The 23,345-nt window shown below is 56.7% G+C and carries 19 protein-coding genes; 10 read left to right on the plus strand and 9 right to left on the minus strand.

The features are described 5' to 3' along the window. The first annotated feature begins 9 nt into the window (after nt 1-9). The 3 genes from TU86_RS02445 (at nt 10) to TU86_RS02455 (ending at nt 5,923) form a co-directional block, all read left to right on the plus strand. Nucleotides 10-4,755: a dermonecrotic toxin domain-containing protein gene (locus TU86_RS02445; RefSeq protein WP_157395874.1), complete on the plus strand. Its 4,746-nt coding sequence runs from the start codon at nt 10-12 to the stop codon at nt 4,753-4,755. A 138-nt stretch (nt 4,756-4,893) separates the two neighbouring features. Beyond that, the gene (locus TU86_RS02450) at nt 4,894-5,172 is read left to right on the plus strand and encodes a DUF1145 domain-containing protein (protein WP_048362708.1); all 279 of its coding nucleotides are present in this window, start codon (nt 4,894-4,896) and stop codon (nt 5,170-5,172) included. Then, the gene (locus tag TU86_RS02455) at nt 5,165-5,923 is read left to right on the plus strand and encodes a hypothetical protein (RefSeq protein WP_048362709.1); all 759 of its coding nucleotides are present in this window, start codon (nt 5,165-5,167) and stop codon (nt 5,921-5,923) included. The genes TU86_RS02450 and TU86_RS02455 overlap by 8 nt, the downstream gene beginning before the upstream one ends. 87 nt (nt 5,924-6,010) lie before the next feature. On the opposite strand, the gene TU86_RS02460 is transcribed toward TU86_RS02455, so the two are convergent. After that, on the minus strand, nt 6,011-6,481 hold the full coding sequence (locus TU86_RS02460; protein WP_048362710.1) for a CopD family protein: 471 nt from the start codon (nt 6,479-6,481) through the stop codon (nt 6,011-6,013). A gap of 97 nt (nt 6,482-6,578) precedes the next feature. Between TU86_RS02460 and dinG the strand changes: the two genes are divergently transcribed. The 5 genes from dinG (at nt 6,579) to pdxH (ending at nt 14,587) form a co-directional block, all read left to right on the plus strand. Further along, entirely contained in the window at nt 6,579-8,723 is a 2,145-nt protein-coding gene (gene dinG / locus TU86_RS02465) for an ATP-dependent DNA helicase DinG (protein ID WP_048362711.1), read from the plus strand. A gap of 95 nt (nt 8,724-8,818) precedes the next feature. Further along, a complete protein-coding gene (locus TU86_RS02470) occupies nt 8,819-11,170 on the plus strand; it encodes a beta-galactosidase (protein ID WP_048362712.1) in 2,352 nt (783 codons plus the stop codon). Nucleotides 11,171-11,528: 358 nt separating this feature from the next. Then, nucleotides 11,529-12,674 carry a serine hydrolase domain-containing protein gene (locus TU86_RS02475; RefSeq protein WP_048362713.1) on the plus strand — a complete coding sequence of 382 codons (1,146 nt, stop codon included), beginning with the start codon at nt 11,529-11,531 and terminating at the stop codon, nt 12,672-12,674. A gap of 109 nt (nt 12,675-12,783) precedes the next feature. Beyond that, nucleotides 12,784-13,914 (plus strand): OmpA family protein, encoded by a 1,131-nt coding sequence (locus tag TU86_RS02480; protein ID WP_048362714.1) that lies wholly within the window; start codon nt 12,784-12,786, stop codon nt 13,912-13,914. Between the two features lie 25 nt (nt 13,915-13,939). Beyond that, complete coding sequence (gene pdxH / locus TU86_RS02485) at nt 13,940-14,587, plus strand: pyridoxamine 5'-phosphate oxidase (protein WP_048362715.1); 648 nt, start codon at nt 13,940-13,942, stop codon at nt 14,585-14,587. Here pdxH and TU86_RS22270 read toward each other — a convergent pair. Then, nucleotides 14,535-14,816, minus strand: coding sequence for a hypothetical protein (locus TU86_RS22270; protein WP_048401075.1), 282 nt, complete (start codon nt 14,814-14,816; stop codon nt 14,535-14,537). The genes pdxH and TU86_RS22270 overlap by 53 nt on opposite strands. A 186-nt stretch (nt 14,817-15,002) precedes the next feature. Between TU86_RS22270 and TU86_RS02490 the strand changes: the two genes are divergently transcribed. Continuing rightward, nucleotides 15,003-15,467, plus strand: coding sequence for an outer membrane lipoprotein (locus TU86_RS02490; RefSeq protein ID WP_048362716.1), 465 nt, complete (start codon nt 15,003-15,005; stop codon nt 15,465-15,467). 220 nt (nt 15,468-15,687) lie between these two features. Here TU86_RS02490 and nhaA read toward each other — a convergent pair whose 3' ends face one another. The 4 genes from nhaA to TU86_RS02510 form a co-directional block, all read right to left on the minus strand. Further along, a complete protein-coding gene (gene nhaA, locus TU86_RS02495) occupies nt 15,688-16,872 on the minus strand; it encodes a Na+/H+ antiporter NhaA (protein WP_048362717.1) in 1,185 nt (394 codons plus the stop codon). Nucleotides 16,873-17,118: 246 nt separating this feature from the next. Beyond that, nucleotides 17,119-18,729: an NAD(P)/FAD-dependent oxidoreductase gene (locus tag TU86_RS02500; protein WP_048362718.1), complete on the minus strand. Its 1,611-nt coding sequence runs from the start codon at nt 18,727-18,729 to the stop codon at nt 17,119-17,121. A gap of 115 nt (nt 18,730-18,844) precedes the next feature. Next, a complete protein-coding gene (locus tag TU86_RS02505; RefSeq protein WP_048363024.1) occupies nt 18,845-19,516 on the minus strand; it encodes a COG3650 family protein in 672 nt (223 codons plus the stop codon). Between the two features lie 59 nt (nt 19,517-19,575). After that, nucleotides 19,576-20,175 carry a short chain dehydrogenase gene (locus TU86_RS02510; protein ID WP_048362719.1) on the minus strand — a complete coding sequence of 200 codons (600 nt, stop codon included), beginning with the start codon at nt 20,173-20,175 and terminating at the stop codon, nt 19,576-19,578. Between the two features lie 104 nt (nt 20,176-20,279). Between TU86_RS02510 and TU86_RS02515 the strand changes: the two genes are divergently transcribed. Further along, nucleotides 20,280-21,188: a LysR family transcriptional regulator gene (locus TU86_RS02515; protein WP_048362720.1), complete on the plus strand. Its 909-nt coding sequence runs from the start codon at nt 20,280-20,282 to the stop codon at nt 21,186-21,188. Here the strand turns inward: TU86_RS02515 and TU86_RS02520 are convergent. From TU86_RS02520 to bufB, 3 genes are read right to left on the minus strand one after another with little or no spacing between them, the layout of a single operon-like run. Beyond that, nucleotides 21,185-21,688, minus strand: coding sequence for a DoxX family protein (locus TU86_RS02520; RefSeq protein ID WP_048362721.1), 504 nt, complete (start codon nt 21,686-21,688; stop codon nt 21,185-21,187). The two genes, TU86_RS02515 and TU86_RS02520, sit on opposite strands and share 4 nt — an antisense overlap. Next, nucleotides 21,685-22,461 carry an HvfC/BufC N-terminal domain-containing protein gene (locus TU86_RS02525; protein WP_048362722.1) on the minus strand — a complete coding sequence of 259 codons (777 nt, stop codon included), beginning with the start codon at nt 22,459-22,461 and terminating at the stop codon, nt 21,685-21,687. The genes TU86_RS02520 and TU86_RS02525 overlap by 4 nt, the downstream gene beginning before the upstream one ends. Further along, on the minus strand, nt 22,458-23,339 hold the full coding sequence (bufB, locus tag TU86_RS02530; protein ID WP_048363025.1) for an MNIO family bufferin maturase: 882 nt from the start codon (nt 23,337-23,339) through the stop codon (nt 22,458-22,460). Before bufB ends, TU86_RS02525 begins: the two co-directional genes overlap by 4 nt. Between the last annotated feature and the right edge of the window lie 6 nt (nt 23,340-23,345).

Raw genomic sequence — 23,345 nt, forward strand, 5'->3', positions numbered from 1 at the left:
CGCCTAAAAATGAAAGGGATTTTTATGTCGACACCTTCAATCTCCGCCCCCGTTTTACTGGAGCCTGTTTCACCGGTTCAAAAAGCGGTCAGTGCGCAATTCGCCAGCCGTGCACGTATTGATACGGTTATTCGACAAATGCTGACGGCTGCGCTGCATGAGCGATTCCCAACGCTTACGCTCGATTTGTCCAGTACGCGTTTAGCGACGCCTAGGGTAGGTGGTGGGTGGGAGTTGCCGCTGTTCATTGACCGCGTGCTGGCCTGGTTGGTCGATGGTGCATCGCTGGATATCAGTCATGTTAGCCCGCACAACTATTATTTTTTGTCTGACCCTGAAGGTAATCGACTTAAGCTCGCGCAGGGCTATGAAATCGACATGAAGGTCGTAGAAACACTCGTTAAAGAACTGTCCTGGAGTGTGCCGATAGGGCTTAAAAGCGCGTTGAGCCAATACTGGAGTGAGCAGACCGAAAACGGTATCAGCCGATGGCGGTGGCTGAGCAATGTACTTAAAGACACGTTGGCGATCAAAGCCGTGCAACAAACCGATTTCAGCGATGCTGAGTTAGAAACCTTGCGCCAGGTGCTTAATTTTCCGGATGGCAGCGACAGAGTCCGCCTTTACGGTGACCACGCTACTCGAGTTTATTACGTACAAACCACGCTCACTTTTGCGGGTACGAGCGGTTCGATCATTAACCCGCATCTGTTGCTGGTTCGTTACGCCGGCGGCCAAAACGTGCAGCCGCTGGTGATGATGTGTCTGCCAGACGGCGCTATCGAAACATTCAGTTCAGTGCAGGCGGTCGCTCAATCCAGAGCCGCGCTTGCTGAGTCACTGTATGTCGTTGAGGCGATTGTCACTAAACACTACGAAATTGACGGTGATGCCTTTGATGCTGAAGCGGCGTTAATACTCAGCAGGCATATGAGCCGACTTTCAGCACTGAAATTGCCCACTCAAACCGGTTTACAAGCGCTGGAGTCTGTCTGTTTCGCAATGACCGATACCTCAAGCGCGTTCCTTAACGCGCCTACTGGCAGCGCTGATACCGTGAGCAGGCTGCAATCGTTACTGCCCCAGTGGCTAGCGAAAGCCTCTGCTGCGGATCAGGCACTCTATCGTTCCTGGAGCCTGGCGTTGGCCAACGCCAAAAAAAGCGCGCAAGGGCAGAGCTACCTCACCGGTATTGCAGACATACATCGCTTTACCATTGAGTCATTGAAACGACAGCTTGAGCGTGATCAGCAGCGTTTTGGGCATCAGCAAGCGAGCGAGCTTTCAAACGCATCCTTCGAGCCGGACGATATTGAACTGACCTTCCTGCTCGTGGCAGGCACGTTGGCACCTGGCTCCACCCATGTGTCAGGTATTGCGCAGCAGGTGAAAATGACCCTGACGGAACTGGCCCTTAATAACCTCAGTGGCAAACCAAGGGGTGAAATCATCAGCGTGATGCACCGCCAGGGTTTGGCGCTCCCCGTTTGGCTCACGGCGCATTACATCACGCAACGCAATGGCTTGATCGAGACTGTCGACATTGGCAGGTATTACCCTGAAACACTCAAGCGCGAGCTACTGGGTGATGGTCAAGCGCGAATGGACCGCGAAAAGCTGTTTACTGAGCAACTCAGGTGGCAGTTACCCCTGCAAGCGCTGGAGTTGAGCCTAAAGAATGAAAGTGGGATCACTCCTGAAGGGGCGCGTTATGTGGCAGCAGTCATGCAAACAAACGCCGATGCGCGCAGGGTCGATGGTCAGGAGGTAGTGATTCGCCATCTGGCACTTCTCAGTCATAGCGAAGCAAAACCAGACATTGTCAGTAATATGTTCATTATTGAATCGATGCATCTAGACGTTGGGCCGTGTGTGTTGTATCGACCTCTTTACGACCAATCACTGCTGGAGTTTGCGTCGCGTGATGATTTGATGCGCGCTATCGCACAGTCAGGTGCGTTACAAACCAGTGTGCTGACCTGGTTAACCGACGCGGCCAGAACGATGTACGACAATGAGGGATTCAAAGAGCCACATTACGTGCGTTTTACGTTAGAAGATGACTTTCCTGTGAGCGCATTTGTTAAGCCTCAACCGGCCAGCCTCGCGGTCAATGGGGTCAATGACGAGCTGATGCAGCATTTACAAAACGGCACGTTACTGCCCTATCTCTATCAATTTAACGCGCTGTCGCTAACGCATCAGGCAGATCGCGACACGGTCTCTAATCGTGAAAGTCGTTGGCGTATTTTTTTAGAGGGCGCCAACCTGTTTTTAAACATCTTTCTGCTTCCCTATCTTCGCGGCCCGGTCATGCTCACTGCCTGGTTTGTGTTGTTGCTGGATGCATTGCGCAGGGATATACCGGCGCTTCATAGCGATGATCCGGTTACCCGAGAGTTGGCACTGGTTGATGTATTGCAAAACCTGGCGATGGTGCTGTTTCAATGGGGACCTGCCTTCACCGCTTCACCCACAAAACCGGGTGAAGGTGTCATTAAGCAACTACGACGGGCAGGCGTACCGCGCCGCGCCCCCCAAGAGTGGCCTCCTCGGCCATCAGCAAAAATCACCGAAGGGCCTGTAGTCCTGGCAGGCGAGTGGGAAAAAAGGCTGAGCAAGCACGTGGACTTTAGTTTTTCCAACGCCACTAACCGGCTAACGCCGAATCAGCGTCGAGCGCTACAGGCGCTCGCGGTTCCGGCCCCCGAGCCACTGCCGTCGCCCGAACAGTCAGGGGGGCAGGCGGGCCTCTACAACGTCCAACAGTCTTGGTATGCCTTGATAGATGAGGGTTTTTACCCCGTGCGAATTGAGGCGGATCAGGTCGTTATCGTAGGTGGGCCCCACTTGCAGCGGGACCGCGCTGGCCGGTGGTCCCTGGACTTGAGGTTACGGTTGCGCGGTGGCGGACCTACCCGGCAAGTTGCCGCATTGCGCGCACGTAAAGCCAAGCGTATCGCTGAGTTAGATGCCGAATACACGCTGTTTTTACACGAACACAAAGTTAAACAGAAAAAAATAATGCTAGAAAACACGGTATTAAAAGCATTTGAAAATGACCCGCGCAGAACCGAGGATGAAGTCTTGGATCGCCGTGCACAATTTCTGATGGACATCGAATCAGAAACTAACTTGATAGAGCGTGTGGTGATAAGCAACCAGGAACGCAATGAACTGGGTGTGGGATTTACACCTGAGCATGTGATAGCGCTCATTGAAAGCGTGATCAACAATGCCAGCGTCAGCTTGTCTCAGATTGAAAAAATAAGAGTGATTTTTAACGCGCGATGGGCAGAGATAACGGTGGCTCAGAGCGGTATGTCAGGCGACGTGTCGGCCTTGAATTTGGCGAGCATGGTGCACTTTAGGGCGCATATGAAAGCGCTGGTTGACCTTAACGATCAAAGCATCCGCATGATCGACACGCTGGACAGAAATATTGCCGAACTCTCAACCGTCGGGCCTAAAGGTGTTGAAGCTGCTGAACGTCTACGCACAGAATATTCAGATGAAACATTGACCTCACTCCAGTTGAAAAGTTTACAGATCGTGTGTTTGAAAACGATCAGTTTAAAAACGTTCGCTACCGAACGGGTCGTTCAGCTAAATGAGCATCTTGAACCGCTACGCGAACAGATCCAGACACACGATCAACTCAATAAAATTGAGCTGGACGCTCGCGAGCGTCTTGACGTGTTGGGCAGCTTGCTTGAGCAATATGGCAAAGCCCTGGATGCATTACTGAATATTCAAAAAGTGAGTGTTGAAGAGCTGGAGGGAGACACCTATCAACGGCTCATTGATTTGGTGGCAGGTTTCTACAAAGACGTTGAGCAGCAACTGGCAGCGGAGTTAAAACCCCTTGAGTCAATGCCCGTAAAAATCAAAAAAAACAAGCCTAAACTGTCTGAACGCCCCCTTAAACGCATCATTAAAACGCGCAATAAGGGGCAACTGATCGGTGACTTAAAACTGTCAACAGACGGGGCCGGTATCGAGACTATCGAGGTGCGTTCAGATCGGGACAATGAATTGTTTTCTACCTATATCAGGGATGGCGACACCTGGAATGCAGTCCCCGTCGAGCGGCCCGCAGAGCCTTTGCCATTCAAACGTAGCCTGTCAGATATCAAGGGTGAAGCCCGCAAGTTGTATGGCATGGCGCAGGTCCACTTAACGCGCGCAGAGGGCCTGCTTAATAGTGCGAGGTACCCGCAAGAAGCTGAAGAAACCTTAGTGCATGTGGCGGATCGCTTGAATAAATCGGCCTCCGAACTCGAACGAGTGATTGGGACCGATACCGAAAGCTGGCGCCAAAGGGACGATCAGGAGTTGGTCGGTAGCATGCGCGAGAGGGCCCTGGATATGCGTGCCAAAGCATTCGATTTGCGCATACGGCTCAGTCTTAAACTGCCGCCCACCCACGGCAATCTTCAATACCTGCTTGAGCTGCACCGTGTCACCGTTTCGCTGTTCAGAGCCCGCAAACGGCTTAAACGAGACTTTATTGATGAGTACGCTATAAAAGACACGGACGGTAACTTCTTGTGGTGCGCGCACTTTCATTACAAAGATGCAAATAAATCAAAAAATGAGTATGAGGTTGCGCACCTGAAAGTCTGGAGCCAGCGCACCGATGACTACTGGGCACTCAAAGAAAACGCGCGAAATCAGTATGAAGTGGTTGAGGTGTATCGAAGTGAAATCGGCAGGGATCTTGCGCAACGCTGGTTCTTGCCTTTGGCGCCCTGACCGACAGCCTTGGCCGAGGGATGAGTTGCTCGTACCAGAGGTTGCGCATTAAGGAATTTTTATCGACGCCTCTGGCGCAGCTATCCTGCGAGCCGTTAAGGTGCGTCCAAAGAAAAACATAAATGAAGGGGGGACGCTATGAAGGTGCTTTGGGGGCTGGGGAAAGTCTTGACCCTATTGTTCTGGGTTGTTGTTGTCATCAACGTGTTCAGCCCACTGATCAACCCGTTCGATTTACTGATTAATCTGGCAGGCAGCTTGCTGCTGTTGACGCACGTACTTGAACTGTTGCTGTTTAACGGCAGTTTGAAACAGCGGCCGCACCCTTGGCGTGATCGTCTGAACATCCTGTTGGTGGGCATCTTCCACTTGCAAACCCTTCGCTCCACTTCAGAACAAGGCGCTCATCATGCGTAAGTTATGTTTACTGGTCGCCCTGTGCAGCCCCTTTGTGCATGCCGAATCGGTCAAGGTTGACCCCAACACCTTGATGCGCCTGCCCGCCAATGCCAGTGTGTTGCAGCTGGAAGCGCTAGAGGTCGCGGATTACGGCACCTTGTTGATCCCGGCGGGTGTTACACAGGTCAACATTGATCAATTGCGTTTGGGTCATGAAGCGCGCATTACCATCGTGCCCGCCGAACGGGCCATTGAGTTGCGGGCAGCGTATGCAGAGTTTGGCGAAGGCAGCCAAATCAACGCCCGCGGCGCGGCGGGTACCTATGAGAAACCGGCTCGGCCCGCGCGTGATTTGAGCCTGCGCTTTGATGCGTTACAAGCCGCAGAACTGTCTATTGATGCCCGTGGCGGTACCGGCGCTCCTGGCTTTGCCGGCTTGGACGGTGGTAACGGCGAGGCGCCGGGTTGTACGTGGGGTTCGGCAGGTTCGGGCTTCAATGGACAAAACGGCGGCAACGGCCAGCAGGGCGCCCCCGGTGCACAGGTGCGTGTAGAGCTGCCGCGTGACTTTCCTGATGACTTGATCAAAGTGCGCGTCGACGGCGGTGCTGGCGGCAAACCGGGTGTGGCCGGGCGCGCAGGATCAGGCGGCAAATCCAAGGGTTGCTTGGTGTATCGCACTGACGGCGCTAAGTCGGGCCGTCCAGGGTTGGCCGGTGAACCGGGTGAAGCAGGTTCAGCTGGCGCAGTAACCATCCAGCGCCTGTAAAAGCGCGCGCCGTAGTGGCTGGCAAGGTACGAAGGCTGCGAGCTGTTGCATGATCGTTAGGCGGTCCTCATGCAACGGCCGCAGGCGTTAAAACACCGGGCGCGCTGCCGCAATGGCCACCAGCACCAGCCCCACAATCAAATTGCACCCCACCAATCGGCGAATTTTCCCCATCACCGCTGCGCCCGTTGCCCACTGCTCAGATTCCACAGCCTTGCGCAGTTCAGGCAATTGCAGCGATTGAATCCGGATAAATAACGCCACCATCACGATGTACAGTCCCATCATGATCTGCACATAACGCGGCGCGGTTTCGAAACCGTTAAAGCGGATTTGCAACAGGCCCACACCGCTTATCGGCAAAATCACGACGGCCACCCAGACCCACCCAAAAAAACGCTGAAAGACCTCGACCCACAGTTTTAGCCTCACCGGGCCGTCAAGGGCCGCCACGCTGGCGGGGCGCAGGATCATCCAGGCAAAAAACATCCCGCCCACCCAGATCAGGGCGGCCAAAACATGCAGGCTGTAGGCAAGGGCAAGGGCAAAGGCGGTCATGAGGTACTCCGTGCGGCGCGGGATGAATTAGCGGGGTATGATAGCGGCCATTCGAACCACTGAAAATTTATCCAGCGTTTCTCGCGCCCGAAGAACCATGATTAGTACCGAACTCAAATCCCAGATCCAGGGCGCATACTCGCGTTTTCTCGAAGCCAAGAGCCTCAAACCACGCTACGGCCAGCGGTTGATGATCGCTGAAGTGGCCAAGGTGCTCGGCGACATTGACACCGATGAAGAAGGCCACCGCAGTGGCGAACCGGCCGTGGTCGCTGTAGAAGCGGGCACTGGCACCGGTAAAACCGTGGCTTACAGCCTGGCGGCGATTCCTACGGCCAAGGCCGCCGGCAAGCGTCTGGTCATCGCCACGGCGACCGTGGCCCTGCAAGAGCAGATCGTCTACAAAGACCTGCCTGACCTGATGCGCAACAGCGGGTTGAATTTCAGTTTCGCGCTGGCCAAAGGCCGTGGGCGCTACATGTGCTTGTCCAAGCTCGACATGCTGCTACAAGAAGGCCACGCCCAAACGGCGACCGCGCAGCTGTTCGAAGAGGAAGGCTTCAAGATTGAAGTCGACGAAGCCAGCCAAAAACTGTTCACCAGCATGATCGAAAAACTGGCGGGCAATAAGTGGGACGGTGACCGCGACAGTTGGCCTCAGGCCCTCGAAGACCAGGATTGGGCGCGTCTGACCACCGACCATAGCCAATGCACCAACCGGCATTGCCCCAATTTTGGCCAATGCGCCTTTTACAAGGCCCGCGAAGGCATGAGCAAAGTGGACGTGATCGTGACCAATCACGACATGGTGCTGGCAGACCTGGCCCTGGGCGGCGGCGCGGTGTTGCCCGACCCGCGTGACACGCTGTACGTGTTCGACGAAGGTCACCACCTGCCGGACAAAGCCATCGGTCACTTTGCGCATTACACGCGTTTGCGCTCGACCGCCGACTGGCTGGAGCAGACTGCCAAGAACCTTACCAAGCTGCTGGCGCAACACCCGTTGCCGGGCGACTTGGGGCGCTTGCTGGAGCAAGTGCCTGAGCTGGCCAAAGAGATCAAGGCACAACAGCATTTCATGTTCACCACCTGCGAGCAAATCGCTGACTTCAAGGTCGGTGAAGAGCCTGAAGGTCGTGAGCGCCCGCGCCATCGTTTTGTCGGGGGATTGATACCCGAGCACATGCGCGAAATGGGCATCGAACTGAAAAAAGGTTTCTCGCGCCTCACCGACCTGTTCACCCGTTTGACCGAAATCCTCAAAGACGGCATGGACGGTGAGGTCAGTATCGGCATCACCAGCAATCAGGCTGAAGAGTGGTACCCATTGTTTGGCAGCTTGCTATCCCGCGCCCAAGGTAATTGGGAGCTGTGGACGGCCTTCACCACCGAAGACCCTGAAGACAACCCGCCGATGGCGCGCTGGCTGACCCTGGCTGAAAGCGGCTCGTTGTTTGACATTGAGGTCAACGCCAGCCCGATTCTGGCCGCTGAAATGCTGCGTCGTAATCTGTGGAACGTGGCGTATGGGGCGCTGGTGACCTCGGCCACGTTAACCGCTCTGGGCACATTTGATCGCTTTCGTATGCGTGCCGGCCTGCCCAAAAAGGCCGTGACGGCGGTAGTGCCAAGCCCGTTTCATCATGCCGATGCAGGGGTGTTGCGAGTGCCCGACCTCAAGGCTGACCCGCGTGATGCCACGGCCCACACGGCTGCGATCATTCGCGAACTGCCAGGGTTGGTCGAAGGTTCGAAAGGCACGCTGGTGCTGTTTTCATCGCGCAAGCAAATGCAGGACGTGTTCGACGGGCTGGAGCGCGACTGGCGCAAGCAGGTGTTCATTCAGGGCAATCTGTCCAAGCAGGAAACACTCAACAAGCACAAGGCGCGGGTCGACGGCGGCGACTCCAGTGTGCTGTTTGGCCTGGCCAGTTTTGCCGAAGGCGTGGACTTGCCCGGCGCCTACTGTGAGCACGTGGTCATTGCCAAAATCCCGTTCTCAGTGCCTGACGATCCCGTTGAAGCGGCACTGGCGGAATGGATTGAAGCGCGCGGTGGCAACCCGTTCATGGAAATATCCGTGCCCGATGCCTCGCTCAAACTGGTGCAGGCTTGCGGGCGCCTGCTGCGCACCGAGCAGGATCGCGGGACGATCACGTTGCTGGATCGACGACTGGTCACCCAACGTTATGGCAAGGCGATTTTGAATGCCTTGCCGCCTTTCCGGCGCGAAATTTCTTAAGTGCAAGTCGGCCATATGGCCGATTTTGCTGTCTATGCTTTGTCTTTCACCACCTTACAGGCCGCTTATCGGTCGTCAGGGAGAACCACTGTCTTATGATTCGCCGTTCGCTTTCTGCTGTTTTAGCGCTGCTGGTCACGACCCCGCTTCTGGCGGCGCCTGCGGGTCAACAAACCTTGTTCAACTTCGTTCGCCCTGCCGATGTGGTCCAGGTGGCGACCGTGGATGCGAGCTTGCCGCAATACAATGCGGAGCAAACGGCGGAGGGTGAGGTGCTGCGCCGTGTAACCTTCAACCCGGCCACGACCCCGAGCCTGATCCTGAAACCGCAGACCGGTGTGTGGGACTGGTCGCAGTCCGGGATGATGACCTTGCGCATTCAAAATGCCATGAACTGGGCGCTGACCCTCGACATCACGGTTCACAGCAGCAACGGTAAAACCCTGACCAGCCGGGTCGCCTTGCCAGCCGGACCTGCGCAGACATTGTTATTACCCATGCAAGCCAACACCCCGCATAGCCAGGGCATGCGCGCCGGGCCGCCGATGCCAATGACCCTGGATGGGCAACGTATTTTGCTGGCCGCCAGCCAGGGCGAACTTGATCGCAGCCAGGTGGTGTCGGTGACCCTGTCGATCCCGCATCCCAATGCAGCGCAAAGCATCTTGCTGGAACGTTTTGGCGTGCAAGACGGCGAGGGAGTAATTAAAGCCGTGTACGGCTCGATCGTGGACGGCTATGGGCAGTCAACCCGCGCCAGATGGCCGGAGCGCGTGACCAATGACGAGCAGCTAAAGGCCGCAGCCGCCAAAGAGCAGCAACAGCTCAAAGGATGGTTGGCCAAACGTGGCGATCAGGACCAATACGGCGGCTGGACCACGGGCACCCCTTTTGAAGCCACGGGTTTTTTCCGGACTGAAAAGCGCGACGGGCGCTGGAATCTGGTCACCCCCGAGGGCCACCCTTTTTACTCCCTGGGCTTGAATGCCGTCACGGCCAACGACAGTCAGACGTACGTCGCCGGGCGGGAATGGATGTTCAGCACTTTGCCTGAAAAAGACCAGCCGTTGCATGCCTACTACGGCACGTCAAACCACAACAATGGCAACGGTGCGACTCAGGGCCGCGATTTCAACGCCGGGCGCTGGTACAACTTTTATGGCGCTAACCTGCAACGCATTTATGGTCAGCCGTGCAGTGTCACTAAACCCGCCGATGGCGCACAGCCGGCCACACCTTGTGCGCCGCAGGCCTTCGATGCCAAACGCTGGCAAACCCACACGCTGGATCGCCTGCAAGCATGGGGTTTCAACACCATCGGCAACTGGAGCGACCCGCAGTTGGGCCAGAATGATCGTGTGCCTTACACCCTGCCACTGTCGATCGTTGGTGATTACGCCAGCATCAGCACCGGCTCTGATTGGTGGGGCGGCATGCCTGACCCGTTTGACCCGCGCTTTGCAATGGCTACCGAACGCGCTGTGGCCATTGCGGCGCGTGACCATCGTGACGATCCGTGGTTGATCGGCTACTTTGCAGACAACGAATTGGCATGGGCTGGTCCCGGCGATGATGCCAAAAGCCGTTATGCACTGGCCTTCGGCACGTTGCGCATGACCACTGACGTGCCGGCCAAGCGTGCGTTCCTCAAGCAACTGCGCGACAAATACCGTAACCAGCAGGGCTTGTCCAAGGCGTGGGGCGTTGAAATTGCTGCGTGGGAACTACTCGAAGACCCGGGCTTCGAAGCACCGTTGCCCAATCCGCAACACCCGGAAATCGAAGCCGACTATCAAAACTTCCAAAAAGTATTTGCCGACACGTACTTCAAGACCCTCTCCGATTCTTTGAAATGGCACGCGCCCAATCACCTGTTATTGGGCGGCCGATTTGCAGTCAGCACCCCGCAGGCGGTGGCGTCTTGCGCGCAGTATTGCGACGTACTGAGTTTCAACTTCTACACCTTGCAACCTCAGGACGGCTACGACTTCGCCAAACTGCATGCACTGGACAAACCGGTCATGATCACCGAGTTCAATTTCGGTTCGCGTGACCGTGGCCCGTTCTGGGGCGGTGTGACAGAAGTGGCCAATGAAGAAGCCCGCGGCCCGGCCTACGCCAAGTTCCTTAAGCAAGCCGTGGCAGAACCCTCGATTGTGGGCGTGCATTGGTTCCAATACCTGGATCAGCCCGTGACCGGGCGCCTGTTGGATGGTGAAAACGGGCATTTCGGTTTGGTCGGCATCACCGATTTACCGTTTACCGGGTTTGTCGACAGCGTGCGTAAGACCAATTTGCAAGTGCTTGAGCAACTCGGCCAAGAGGCTGCCAAGGCCCAAGCTGACGCACAAAAAGTGCTCAAAGCGCCACGCCATGCGCCACAGGACGGCAATGAAGGCGGCTCAGGTGCGGGCCACGCGGGCGGGCATTCAGGTAAAGGTCACTGATCCTATGAGCCCCGATCAGCGGCGGTGTCTTTCGTCGCTGATCGGACCTTTTCACGTTTACTTCCCACGCTTAAAACGAGCTTTGTTTACTCGCACACAGCACTTTTTTCTCACCATCCAAACCCCAGGTTTTGACTGATTGCTGGTCAAAGCGCTTGCGAGGCATGCTCGCTCTTACACGCTCTGCTGAAATCCCGAGTATGTTTCACAAAAAATCCACTCTTATCTCGTTACCTTTGGCGGGTGATTTCGCATGCTCAAAAATTGTGCGTTCAGAACCGTTTAGTCTGTTTCAAAATCTGACAGGGACTGGAACAATGCACGCCTTGTAGAGCCATGCTTGAACCAGGAGGTGCGGGTGCAGATTCAGGGTTTTCACGACCTTAAGTTCGAAGCAGTGCGCGAAGCATTTGCCGATCTTTTCAATGATCCGCAAGAGCGCGGTGCAGCGCTGTGCATCCAGATTGGCGGTGACACGGTGGTTGATCTGTGGGCCGGCACAGCGGACAAAGACGGTGAGCAAACGTGGCATACCGACACGATTGCCAACCTGTTTTCCTGCACCAAAACCTTTACTGCCGTGACCGCTTTGCAATTGGTGGAAGAGGGCAAGTTGGCGCTGGACGTCCCCGTGGCAAAGTATTGGCCTGAATTTGCGGCAGCGGGCAAAGCCTCTATTACTTTGCGCCAATTGCTGAGTCACCGTGCCGGGCTGCCTGCATTGCGCGAACTGTTGGCGCCAGAAGCGTTGTATGAATGGCCAACCATGGTGGATGCGCTGGCTGCTGAGGCGCCTTGGTGGACGCCGGGCGAAGGCCATGGCTATGCCGCCATCACCTATGGCTGGTTGGTCGGTGAGTTGATTCGTCGCGCAGACGGGCGCAGCCCTGGCCAGTCGATCGTGGCGCGTACTGCCCAGCCTTTGGGCCTGGATTTTCATATCGGGCTGGCAGATGACGAATTTTACCGGGTGGCGCATATCGCTCGCAGCAAGGGCTCGCAGGGCGATGCGTCTGCGCAGCGCTTATTGATGGCGATGATGAAAGAGCCTGCGTCCATGAGCACCCGGGCATTTACCAACCCGCCGTCTATTATGACCAGCACCAATAAGCCGCAATGGCGCCGGATGGAACAGCCCGCTGCCAATGGTCATGGTAATGCCCGCAGTCTGGCCGGTTTTTACAGCGGTTTACTGGATGGCAGGCTATTAGGCCCCGAGATGTTCGCTGAGCTGACGCGTGAACACAGCGTGGGTGAAGACAAAACATTACGCACCCAGACGCGGTTTGGCCTGGGTTGCATGCTGGATCAGCCCCAGGTTGGGAATGCAACCTATGGTTTAAGTGCTAAGGCATTTGGCCATCCGGGGGCGGGCGGTTCGATTGGTTTTGCGGACCCGCAACGGGAGGTGGCCTTTGGCTTCGTCACCAACACGTTGGGGCCTTATGTACTGATGGACCCGCGAGCACAAAAGCTGGTGCAGGTATTAGCGACGTGTTTGTAAGACTCTTTTGTAAGCCGTAGGTCGGATCACTGTGGCTTTAATGCGCTTAATACGCTTTTTTATACGTATATCGCGTCCGATTATTTCTAATTCATTGTGTGGATATTCAATGTCATCTAATAAGACCCTCGCCTTGGCCCTGTGCCTGGCAATCACCGGTTGCGCACAAACTCCACAAAATGACGCCGAAGGTGGCCACAAATGGTGGCAGCTGGGCGCGTCTGACCAAGCTGACGCCCCCGCTTCGGTCGATAAAAAGGATGCCGTAGCGACCAAACCCGCGGATAAAAAAGCCTCTGCGCCCGTGGCTGCCAAGGCCGCACCTGCGCCAGCTTTAGCAGACGCTAAAAAAGACAGCGGCTTCGATTGGTGGCCTTTCGGCTCTGACAGCGCGAAGAAAGACGCCTCGACTGAAAAGCCAAAAACCGTGGCGGCCGCGCCCGCAGCGGCTACCAGCACTGAAAAGAACTGGTGGTGGCCGTTCGGCAGCACTGCTAAAGACAGCAAAACGACCGCTGGCAACGTCGTCCCGATGCCGGACCCAAAAATCACGCAAGCCTGGCTGGACGAATACGAACCCCGTTTGCGTGCGGCCATCAAAGACACCAACCTGCAACTTGAGCGTCGCGAAAGCCTGCTGGTGATCGTGGCTTCTGCGGACAGCTCGTTCAAAGCCACGCGTCCTGACTTGTTGATGCCTTCTATGCTGGGCCCTTTCACACGCGTGGCTAAAGTGGTTGAAGGCGATCCTAAAACCGCCGTGCTGGTACTCGGCCATGCCGACTCCACGGGCGCTATGGCGGGTAACACCAAGCTGAGCCTGGACCGTGCGCGTTCGGTGGCGGCTATTTTCCGCATGAGCGGCTTGCAAGCCAACCGGTTGACCCTGCGTGGCATGGGTTCGGTGATGCCGCGAGCGGCCAACGACAGCAACGAAGGTCGTGCATTGAACCGTCGTGTTGAAATTCTGATGACGCCGCAAAACACCATGTTGGCGCTGGTCAGCAAATACAGCCAGCCAACGTTGTCGCCAGCCGATCTGGTTGCCGTGCAGCCTGCCGTTGCGCCCACCAAGGCCGTAGCGGCTAAAAAGGGCGCGGCCGCGTCCAAGAAAGCCGTCGTTGCCAAAAAATCCGCGCCAGCCAAGAAACCCGTGAAAGCTGCGCCGGCCAAGAAAGCCGTCGTCGCGAAAAGCGCAGCGGCTAAAAAGGACGTTGCCAACGCTCAAGCCAAGAATTAATCGGTTTGATTAACGGGAGGGTGTCATGACTCAAGCGCTGGCTGATATGCGACGCGATTACACCCGTGATGGACTCGCCGAGGCTCAGGCCCCGGCGGAGCCTTTCGCGCTGTTTCACCAATGGTTTGCGGATGCGGTCAAAACCGAGCAACCGCCTGTCGAAGCCAATGCCATGACCTTGGCAACGGTTGATGATGAAGGGCGTCCGCATTGCCGGGTCCTGCTGCTAAAAGGGCTGGATGCACAGGGCTTTACCTTCTTTACCAACTACACAAGTGCCAAAGGTCAGCAACTGGCAGCACGGCCTTACGCAGCCATGACATTTTTCTGGCCAACGCTGGAGCGTCAGGTGCGTATCGAGGGCCAGGTGGTCAAGGTTACGCCAGAGGAATCCGACGCTTACTATCAGGTGCGCCCACTGGGCAGCCGGATCGGCGCGTGGGCGTCACCGCAAAGTCAGGTCATTGCAGACCGTGAGGCGTTAGCCCAATTGCTTCGCGTTACTCAAGAGCGTTTCAGCGACACGCAGCCCCATTGTCCTGAGCACTGGGGCGGATTCAGGTTGTTACCCGAGCGTATCGAGTTCTGGCAGGGGCGACCTAGCCGCTTGCATGATCGTCTCAACTATCGGCGTGACGGGGCTGACTGGACGCGGGAGCGGCTGGCGCCTTGATGCTGTAGTCAGCCGCCGCAGCTTGCAGCCATTGAGGCAAGTCGCGGCGTTTGATCTTCTGCTGGCGCGCTGCTGTCAGGCGTTGCAGCATAAAGTCCTTCTTGGCGGGATCGTCTCCCGCTAAAGACAGCGCCAAATCCCTGTCCATCCAGCGCTTGATACGGACATACAGCCACCCGTGGAAATACAACCCGGCGGCAGTGGTGATGAAAATGATGAAGTAGTCCATGACGGTCCTGTGATGGGCGAGGCGAATTCGTCGATTTCCCGCTACGCTTGCTTAACGTTTTGAATAAGTAATGGCTTGAATTTGCCTGTACAAGCGCTGAATAAAGGCCATTTTATCCGGGTTGAGCCGTGACAGGCCTCAAGCAGCGGAGTTTAATGAACCCCTGATCTTTTGGAGTTGATCTAAATGCGTAAGTCCGTACTGTTAATTGCTGCTTTTTCTACCATGACAGTCTTGTTGGGCGGCTGCACCTCCAACTTGACTGGCGACTCTTACTCGCGTGATGAAGCCCGCCGTGTACAAACGGTTCGTATGGGCACCATCGTGGCTTTACGCCCTGTGCAAATTGAAGGCACCAAGACCCCAATCGGTGCTGCAACTGGCGCCATCGTAGGTGGGGTGGGCGGCAGTGCGATTGGTGGCGGGCGCGGTAGCATCGTCACAGCGGTTATCGGCGCTGTCGCCGGTGGCTTGCTGGGTTCTGCGGCTGAATCGGGCCTGACTAAAACCCAGGGCGTTGAGATTACCGTGCGTGAAGACGACGGCAGCACCCGTGCTTATGTTCAACAAGTTGAACCTAACCAAGTGTTCCGCACCGGTGAGCGCGTGCGCATCATGACCGTTGACGGCACCAGCCGCGTCACTCAATAAGTCATCGGGCAAAAACAAAACCCCGGCCAGTGTGAACTGGCCGGGGTTTTTTATTGCCTGTCGCCTGCGTGAAAACCTGTAGCCACTGACGAGCAACGCGAGGCTGCATCCGGCGACAGGGTCGTCGTAAGCCCCGTCAACAGGGTATGTCAGACATACCGCAGTGACAGGGGTTACGGCTCGACCGAACACCTACAGAGCGCAGGTGCGAATCGTACGGCTACGAGGAGAGTTGTTGCTTGCGACTCGCCATAGCGGTGACGGCATAACCGATCAACGCCGCCAGGATCGAACCGGTAAGGATACCCATGCGGTCCATGCCCACGTAGTCGCTGCTGCCCGCGACAAACGCCAGTGAGCCGACAAACAGGCTCATGGTGAAGCCGATACCGCACAGGATCGCCACGCCAAAGACTTGCCCCCAATTAGCGCCGGACGGCAATGCGGCCAACCCGGTTTTGACTGCGAGCCAGGTCAGGCCGAACACGCCGACGGTTTTACCAATCAGCAAGCCTGCGGCGATCCCCATTGGTACGTGGCTGATGAAGTTATGCAGGGTGATGCCGGACAGCGAGACGCCCGCATTGGCAAACGCAAACAGCGGCAAAATCCCGTAAGCCACCCAAGGGTGTAGCGCATGCTCGATGGTCATCAGGGGTGATGGCTCCGAGTTTTTGGTGCGCAGCGGGATGCAGAACGCCAAGGTGACACCGGCCAAGGTTGCGTGCACGCCACTTTTGAGCACGCACACCCACAGGATCAAACCGACGATCATGTACGGCGCCACTTTTATCACGCCCATCCGGTTCATCAGGATCAACGCGACGAGGCATGCGGCTGCCAGAGCCAAGGAGATACCCGACAGTTCGCTGGAGTAGAACAGTGCAATCACGACGATCGCACCCAAGTCGTCGATGATTGCCAGGGTCATCAGGAACAGCTTGAGCGACACGGGAACACGCTTGCCCAGCAGTGCCAGCACACCCAGTGCAAAGGCAATGTCGGTGGCCATCGGGATAGCCCAGCCGCCGAGTGCGTCCGGGTAGTCCTTGTTGATGAACCAATAGATCAGCGCTGGCACCACCATGCCGCCAATCGCCGCCGCACCGGGCAGCACGACTTGGGACGGCTTGGACAGCTGGCCTTCCAGCAACTCGCGTTTGACCTCAAGGCCGATCAACAGGAAGAACAAGGCCATCAGGCCATCGTTGATCCAGAGCAGAGAAGGTTTGGCAATTTGCAAGGCACCGATTTGCACAGCCACGGGCGTGTCCAAAAAGGCCATGTAGAAGTGCGAAAGCGGTGAGTTGTTGATGATCAAAGCCAGAGCGGCTGCGGCAATCAACAGCAAACCGCTGGCAGCTTCCAACTGAAAGAAACGAGTGAAAGTGCTACGCAGAGGCAAGGTCGCTCTCCATCAGTGAGTAAAGGGGTGCAACACCCTAACCTGTGGGGTTAGTTGTTAAAACAAAAACTATATTCTTTTTTGTTATAAGCAGGTGCGTGATCTCACACTGCCAAAAACGTTGGCCGTTGTATGTCAAATTGAGTCGGGAATATGCCGTTAACGACCGTAGGAAAGGGGTGTAACAACGTTGGAAAAAAACCTGTAGGAGCGCGTTTGCCTCGCTCCTACAGGGCCCATTCGCTTTTAGGCGTCGAGGCCGAGCATGTCACGGGCCACGGCTTCGGCAATACGAATGCCATCCACCCCGGCTGACAGGATGCCGCCCGCATAGCCGGCGCCTTCACCGGCCGGGAACAGCCCTTTGACGTTGAGGCTTTGCATCGACGCGTCACGGGTCATGCGCAGGGGCGATGAGGTGCGGGTTTCGATACCGGTCAGGATCGCGTCATGCATCGAGAAACCTTTGATTTGCTTCTCAAACGCAGGCAAGGCTTCGCGGATGGCTTCAATGGCGTAATCGGGCAAGGCCAGCGCCAGGTCGCCCAGCGCTACGCCAGGCTTGTACGACGGTTCTACACTGCCCAACGCCGTCGAAGGTTTACCAGCAATAAAGTCACCGACCAACTGCGCCGGCGCTTCGTAGTTGCTGCCCCCCAAAATGTAGGCGTGCGCTTCGAGGCGCTCTTGCAGTTCGATACCGGCCAATGGGCCGCCCGGGTAGTCTTCGGGGGTGATGCCGACCACGATGCCCGAGTTGGCATTGCGCTCGTTACGCGAGTATTGGCTCATGCCGTTGGTGACCACACGGCCAGGCTCGCTGGTGGCGGCAACCACAGTACCGCCAGGGCACATGCAGAAGCTGTACACCGAGCGACCGTTTTTAGCGTGGTGCACCAGCTTGTAGTCAGCGGCACCCAGTTTCGGGTGACCGGCGTATTTGCCCAACCGCGCGCTGTCGATCAGCGATTGCGGGTGTTCAATCCGGAAGCCTACCGAGAACGGCTTGGCCTCCATGTACACGCCACGGTCATGCAGCATACGGAAGGTGTCACGGGCACTGTGGCCCAACGCCAGGATCACATGGCGGGAGTTCAGTTGCTCGCCATCGGTCAGTACCACGCCGGTCAGCTGACCATTGTCGATCAGTACATCTGCCACGCGTTGCTGGAAGCGCACTTCGCCACCCAGCGCTTCGATTTGCTGACGCATGTTTTCTACGACACCGGTCAGACGGAACGTACCGATATGCGGCTTGCTGACGTAGAGGATTTCGTCGGGTGCGCCTGCTTTCACGAACTCGTGCAGCACTTTTCGACCGTGGTGCTTGGGATCTTTGATCTGGCTGTACAGTTTGCCGTCAGAGAATGTCCCGGCACCGCCTTCACCAAACTGCACGTTGGACTCCGGGTTGAGCACGTTTTTGCGCCACAGCCCCCACGTGTCTTTGGTGCGCTGGCGCACTTCAGTGCCGCGCTCAAGGATGATGGGCTTGAAACCCATCTGTGCCAGCAACAGGCCAGCAAAAATGCCGCAAGGCCCGAAGCCGACCACAATAGGGCGTTCGCTCAAATCGTGTGGGGCGTGACCGACGACTTTGTAGCTGACATCCGGTGCCGGATTGACGTTGCGGTCGTCCGCGAACTTGAGCAGCAACGGCGCTTCATCACGCACCGACAGGTCGATGGTGTAGATAAAGCACAGTTCGGAAGATTTTTTACGCGCATCGTAGCTGCGCTTGAACAAGGTGAAGTCGAGCAGGTCAGCATCGGCGATGCCCAGGCGTTGCACGATGGCAGGGCGCAGGTCTTCTTCGGGATGGTCGATCGGCAACTTGAGTTCGGTAATTCGTAACATGACGGTGTCCAGTATCGGGGCCAGGTATACCCCAGCAGCCATAGACCGGCGATTATAGGCTGCTTCGGGGTAAAACCGTCAGGCTAAAACGGCAATGTTCAGTAACAACCGTCGATTAATCGTTCCGTGCGCCGCCGAAATAACCGCAGCCGCGTTGAACCTGACCATTGACGCGCAGTTCTGCTCCCAGGTGCTGCACGCTGCCATCAACGCTGTCGGTGCAGCGTTGCGGGGCGACCCACAGTTCGATGCGTTGGTTGTTGGCTTCAGTGGACAAGTAGAAGCGGCCGTCGCCCACTTGTTCTTCAACATAGGGCAGTACCAGCGGTGGCTGGCCTTCACGGGTCATTTGCAGGCCTTTGCCGCTGGCGCGCACTTCCCACGCCGGGCCGTTACCGTTGGCATGCACGGTCAGTTGTTTGAAGTTCGGGTCTTTGCAGGCGCTGCTGCTGCGCTCCAGACGATAGAGCTGCTTAACATTGACTTCGCCATCGGAACCGGCTGATTTGCTGGCAGTAAAGCTGCCACGAATGTCTGCGAATAACGCGCCAGGTTTGACAGGCATATCCATCGCATCTTGTACGAGGGTGGTGTCAGCGCTGTCGCGAACCACATAGCGCTGTTGCCCGATACAGGGTTGGAACACCAGCTCGCCGTTGGCCGAGAGCAGTTCACCTTGCAGGCGGGACAAACCGGCATTGCTGTCCACCGGTTTGCTGTTGAACAGTTGGCAGCCCGCAAACACGGGGAGCAGGGCGACTAAAACGAAGGAACGGGCAACACGCATCATTGGGACTCCTGACAAGTGTCGCCACGTTACTTAGGCGCGACGCGCATCACAAGTGTTTAGCCCACCTGATAGGTCTGACCTGTGTGCAGACCTTCGACACTTTTGGCGTACGCCAAAGCCACGTCCGCAGCCGGCACCGGCTTGAAACCGCGGAAGTACGGTGCGTAATGGCCCATGGCTTCTTCGAGCACCGTCGGGCTGACCGAGTTCACCCGTAGCCCACGGGGCAGTTCAATGGCGGCAGCTTTTACAAAACCATCCAGTGCGGCATTCACCAGCGCGGCCGAACTGCCCGTGCGAATCGGTTCGCGATTGATCACACCGCTGGTGAAGGTGAACGAGGCGCCATCATTGGCGAATTCGCGTCCGATCAACAGCAAATTGACTTGGCCCATGAGCTTGTTCTGCAAGCCCAATGCAAAGTCTTTTTCGCTCATCTCGCCCAAGGGAGCAAACGTGACGCTACCGGCGGCGCAGATCAGCGCGTCAAATCGACCGGTTTGTTCAAACAGTTTGCGAATCGAGGCGCTGTCGCTGATGTCCACCTGCACGTCACCACTTTTAAGGCCAATGCGCACAATCTCATGGCGGCCCGAGAGTTCGCGATCAATGGCCGAACCGATGGTGCCGTGTGCGCCGATCAACAGAATTTTCATGATGTGTTCCTGGAGTGGGTGGGTGTGGACTCAGTCTAGTACTGGTTTTTTGGAGCGATAAGCGCACTAATAGGCAACCTTTGGTTTTCATATGGAAACAATTGATGAGCGAAATGGATGACCTTGCGGCGTTTGCCGTGTTGATCGACGCGGGCAGTTTTACCTTGGCTGCCCAGCAACTGGGTTGCAGCAAGGGTCAGTTGTCCAAACGCATCAGCCAATTGGAAGCGCAGTTTTCGGTGGTACTGCTGCACCGCACCACCCGTCGTTTGAGCCTCACGGCGGCGGGCGCAGCACTATTGCCCCAAGCGCAGGCATTGGTGGTGCAAGTGGAGCGAGCGCGTCAGGCTTTAGCCCGTCTGAAGGAGGATATGGCGGGGCCTGTGCGTATGACGGTTCCGGTTTCTTTAGGTGAAACCTTCTTCGATTCGTTGTTGCTGGAGTTCTCGCGTGATTACCCCGATGTCCAGGTCGAACTGGAACTCAACAACAGCTATCGCGATCTGGCGCGTGACGGGTTTGATCTGGCGATCCGCTCACAGGTGCACAGTCACGAGCGCCTGGTGGCCAAACAGGTGGTCAACTGGCACGAAATGACCTGCGCCAGCCCTGCATACCTGGCGCAAAACGGTGAACCCGTAACGCCACAGCAACTGGTCGGGCACAGCTGTTTGCTTAACAGTCACTACAGTGGCCGTGAAGAGTGGCAGTACCACCAGCAGCATGAACTGCATCGGGTGCGTGTCTCGGGGCCGTTTGCCAGTAATCACTACAGCTTGCTGAAAAAAGCGGCAGTGATTGGCGCCGGTATCGCACGTTTGCCGTCGTACATGCTTCACAACGAATTGGCAGACGGCCGCTTGTGCGTATTGCTGCGTGACTACCAGACCCGCAGTCACCCGATGTACCTCGTGCATCCGTATCAGGGCGGTTTGCCCAAGCGTACCCAGGTGTTGGCAGATTACCTGGCCGGATGGTTTCAGCGCAGCGGTGAGAGCATGGCGCAGCTTTAGCCAAAACGCCGGGCAATCAGGTGATCAATCGAGAAGGCTCCCGGCCCTTTGGCCATCAGGTACAGCAAAATTGCGATCCACGTGCCGTGAGTGGGATACGCATCGGGGTAGACGAATAGCTGAATGGTCAGGGTCATGCCGAGCAGGGCTAACGCTGAAAAGCGCGTAGCCAGGCCCAGCAAGATCAGCACAGGGAAAAAATGTTCGCAAAACGCCGCCGCGTGGGCCGCGAACTCAGGAGAAAGCACAGGCAGCTTGTATTCGTGACTGAACAGGTAAACCGCAGAGCCTGACAAACGTGGCATACCCAGTTCGAACGTGCCGGACACCAGGTCCACGGCAAACCCTTCGACCTTGGTTTGCCCGGACTTCCAGAATACGGCCGCAATTGAGACCCGGGCGATCAAGGCGATCAGTGTGTGGGGAATGCATTGCATCCACCCAATCACACGGGCGAGTGCGCGCCGAAACACGCAGGAATGTTCAGCACACGTGTTCATGGCGATACCTCGGGGCTGGGCTGCAGTTCAGTGATGGCGCCTTGGCTGATCAATAGCGCCAGGCTTTGGCTTAAATCGAAAAGCGGGTCGGCTTGCAGTGCATAGGCGGCGGCTTCGCCGAGCGGGCAGCCGCTTTTCATAAACCGTACAAAGGCCACGCACCCTGAGCGCACGGCGAAGACTTCAACACTCAAGCCGTTACGCAGCACCAATGTGCTTTGCGGTTGGAGCGGGTCAAGTCCTTTGATTTGGCCTTGACCATGATGCGCGGCCCATAACGCAGCGACGGCATAAGGCGAATGCAGGGTGGCAACGCTGGGGTGCAGCGTCATGCGTAACTGGTCCAATGTGTCGGGCGTGCTCAATGCAAGGGCCAGGGTTTGCGGGGCCACGGGGCTGGCATCGGCGGCGTGAAAGGCCTGCACACACAGCCGTTCAAGACGGGCCACATCCGCCAGGTAAGGCACTTTGTTGGCGGGCGCGAAACCCTGGATGAAATCCGCAAACTGGCGGCCGTAGGTGCTCATGACCGGGTTTTGGGGGGGGTGTTTCTGAATGAATAACTGCGCCATGGCGTTAAAGAACGCTTCGCCGACCAGTTGTGCAACCACCGGAAAGCTGGACTCTAACGCGTTGATCAAGCCACTTTGTACATTGTTGCGGTAGACCGAAAAACGGCTGAGGATATCGCCGCCGCTGGGGCTGATGATCCCTTGTGGGCAGGCGTGTTGTGGGGCAAGCACAGCGGCGCTGAATGCCTGTTGCAAGGTCATGGGAACACCTGTGGGGTTGAGTGTAAAAAGTGCTCGGCGAGTTGAGCTTCGGTGATCAGTGCGCTCAGCTCAGGCAGGTGATTGTCGCGTTCGATCAGCGTCGCCACAGGCCCGGTGCGTGCCAGCACCTGCTGATAGAGGGCCCACACCGCGTCATCGATAGCTGCCCCGTGGTTGTCTATCAACAAACGTTGACCCGCGCTGTCGGTGTCTTCGGCAAAACCCGCCAGATGTAGCTCACCCACCGTATGTAACGGCAAGGCATCGATATAGGCCAAAGGGTCGCGTGCATGGTTGGTGCACGACACGTAAACGTTGTTGACATCCAGCAGCAAACCGCAGCCGGTGCGTTGTATGACGTGCTCTATAAAGGCCGCCTCGGTATAGCTGGCCTGATCGAACTCGATATACGTGGCCGGGTTTTCCAGCAACATCGTGCGTTGCAGTGTGTTTTGGACCTGGTCGATATGGGCGCACACCCGTGTCAGCGTGGCGTCGTCATAGCGTAATGGCAGCAGGTCATTGAGGAAAAAAGGGCCGTGGGTGGACCAGGCCAGATGTTCGGAAAACTGCTCGGGCTGGTAGCGCTCAAGCAAGGTTTTCAAACGTTTCAAATGTTCGGAATCGAGCGCTGCGTCGGCGCCTATAGACAGGCCGACACCGTGAATGGACAGCGGGTAGTGTTCACGAATCAACGTTAAGTAATGATGAAACGGACCCCCGGCCACCATGTAGTTTTCGGCATGTACTTCGAAGAACCCGACATCAGGACGGGTTTGGAGTACATCCTTGAAATGCTCGGCCTTGAGCCCCAACCCCACGCGCGGTGGAAGTTGGGGCGCACCAGGCGCGATGAGCGAAGCATCAGGGCTGTGCATCATCAT

Origin of the sequence: Pseudomonas weihenstephanensis (genome assembly GCF_001043055.1) — a bacterium.
Taxonomy (GTDB): domain Bacteria; phylum Pseudomonadota; class Gammaproteobacteria; order Pseudomonadales; family Pseudomonadaceae; genus Aquipseudomonas; species Aquipseudomonas weihenstephanensis.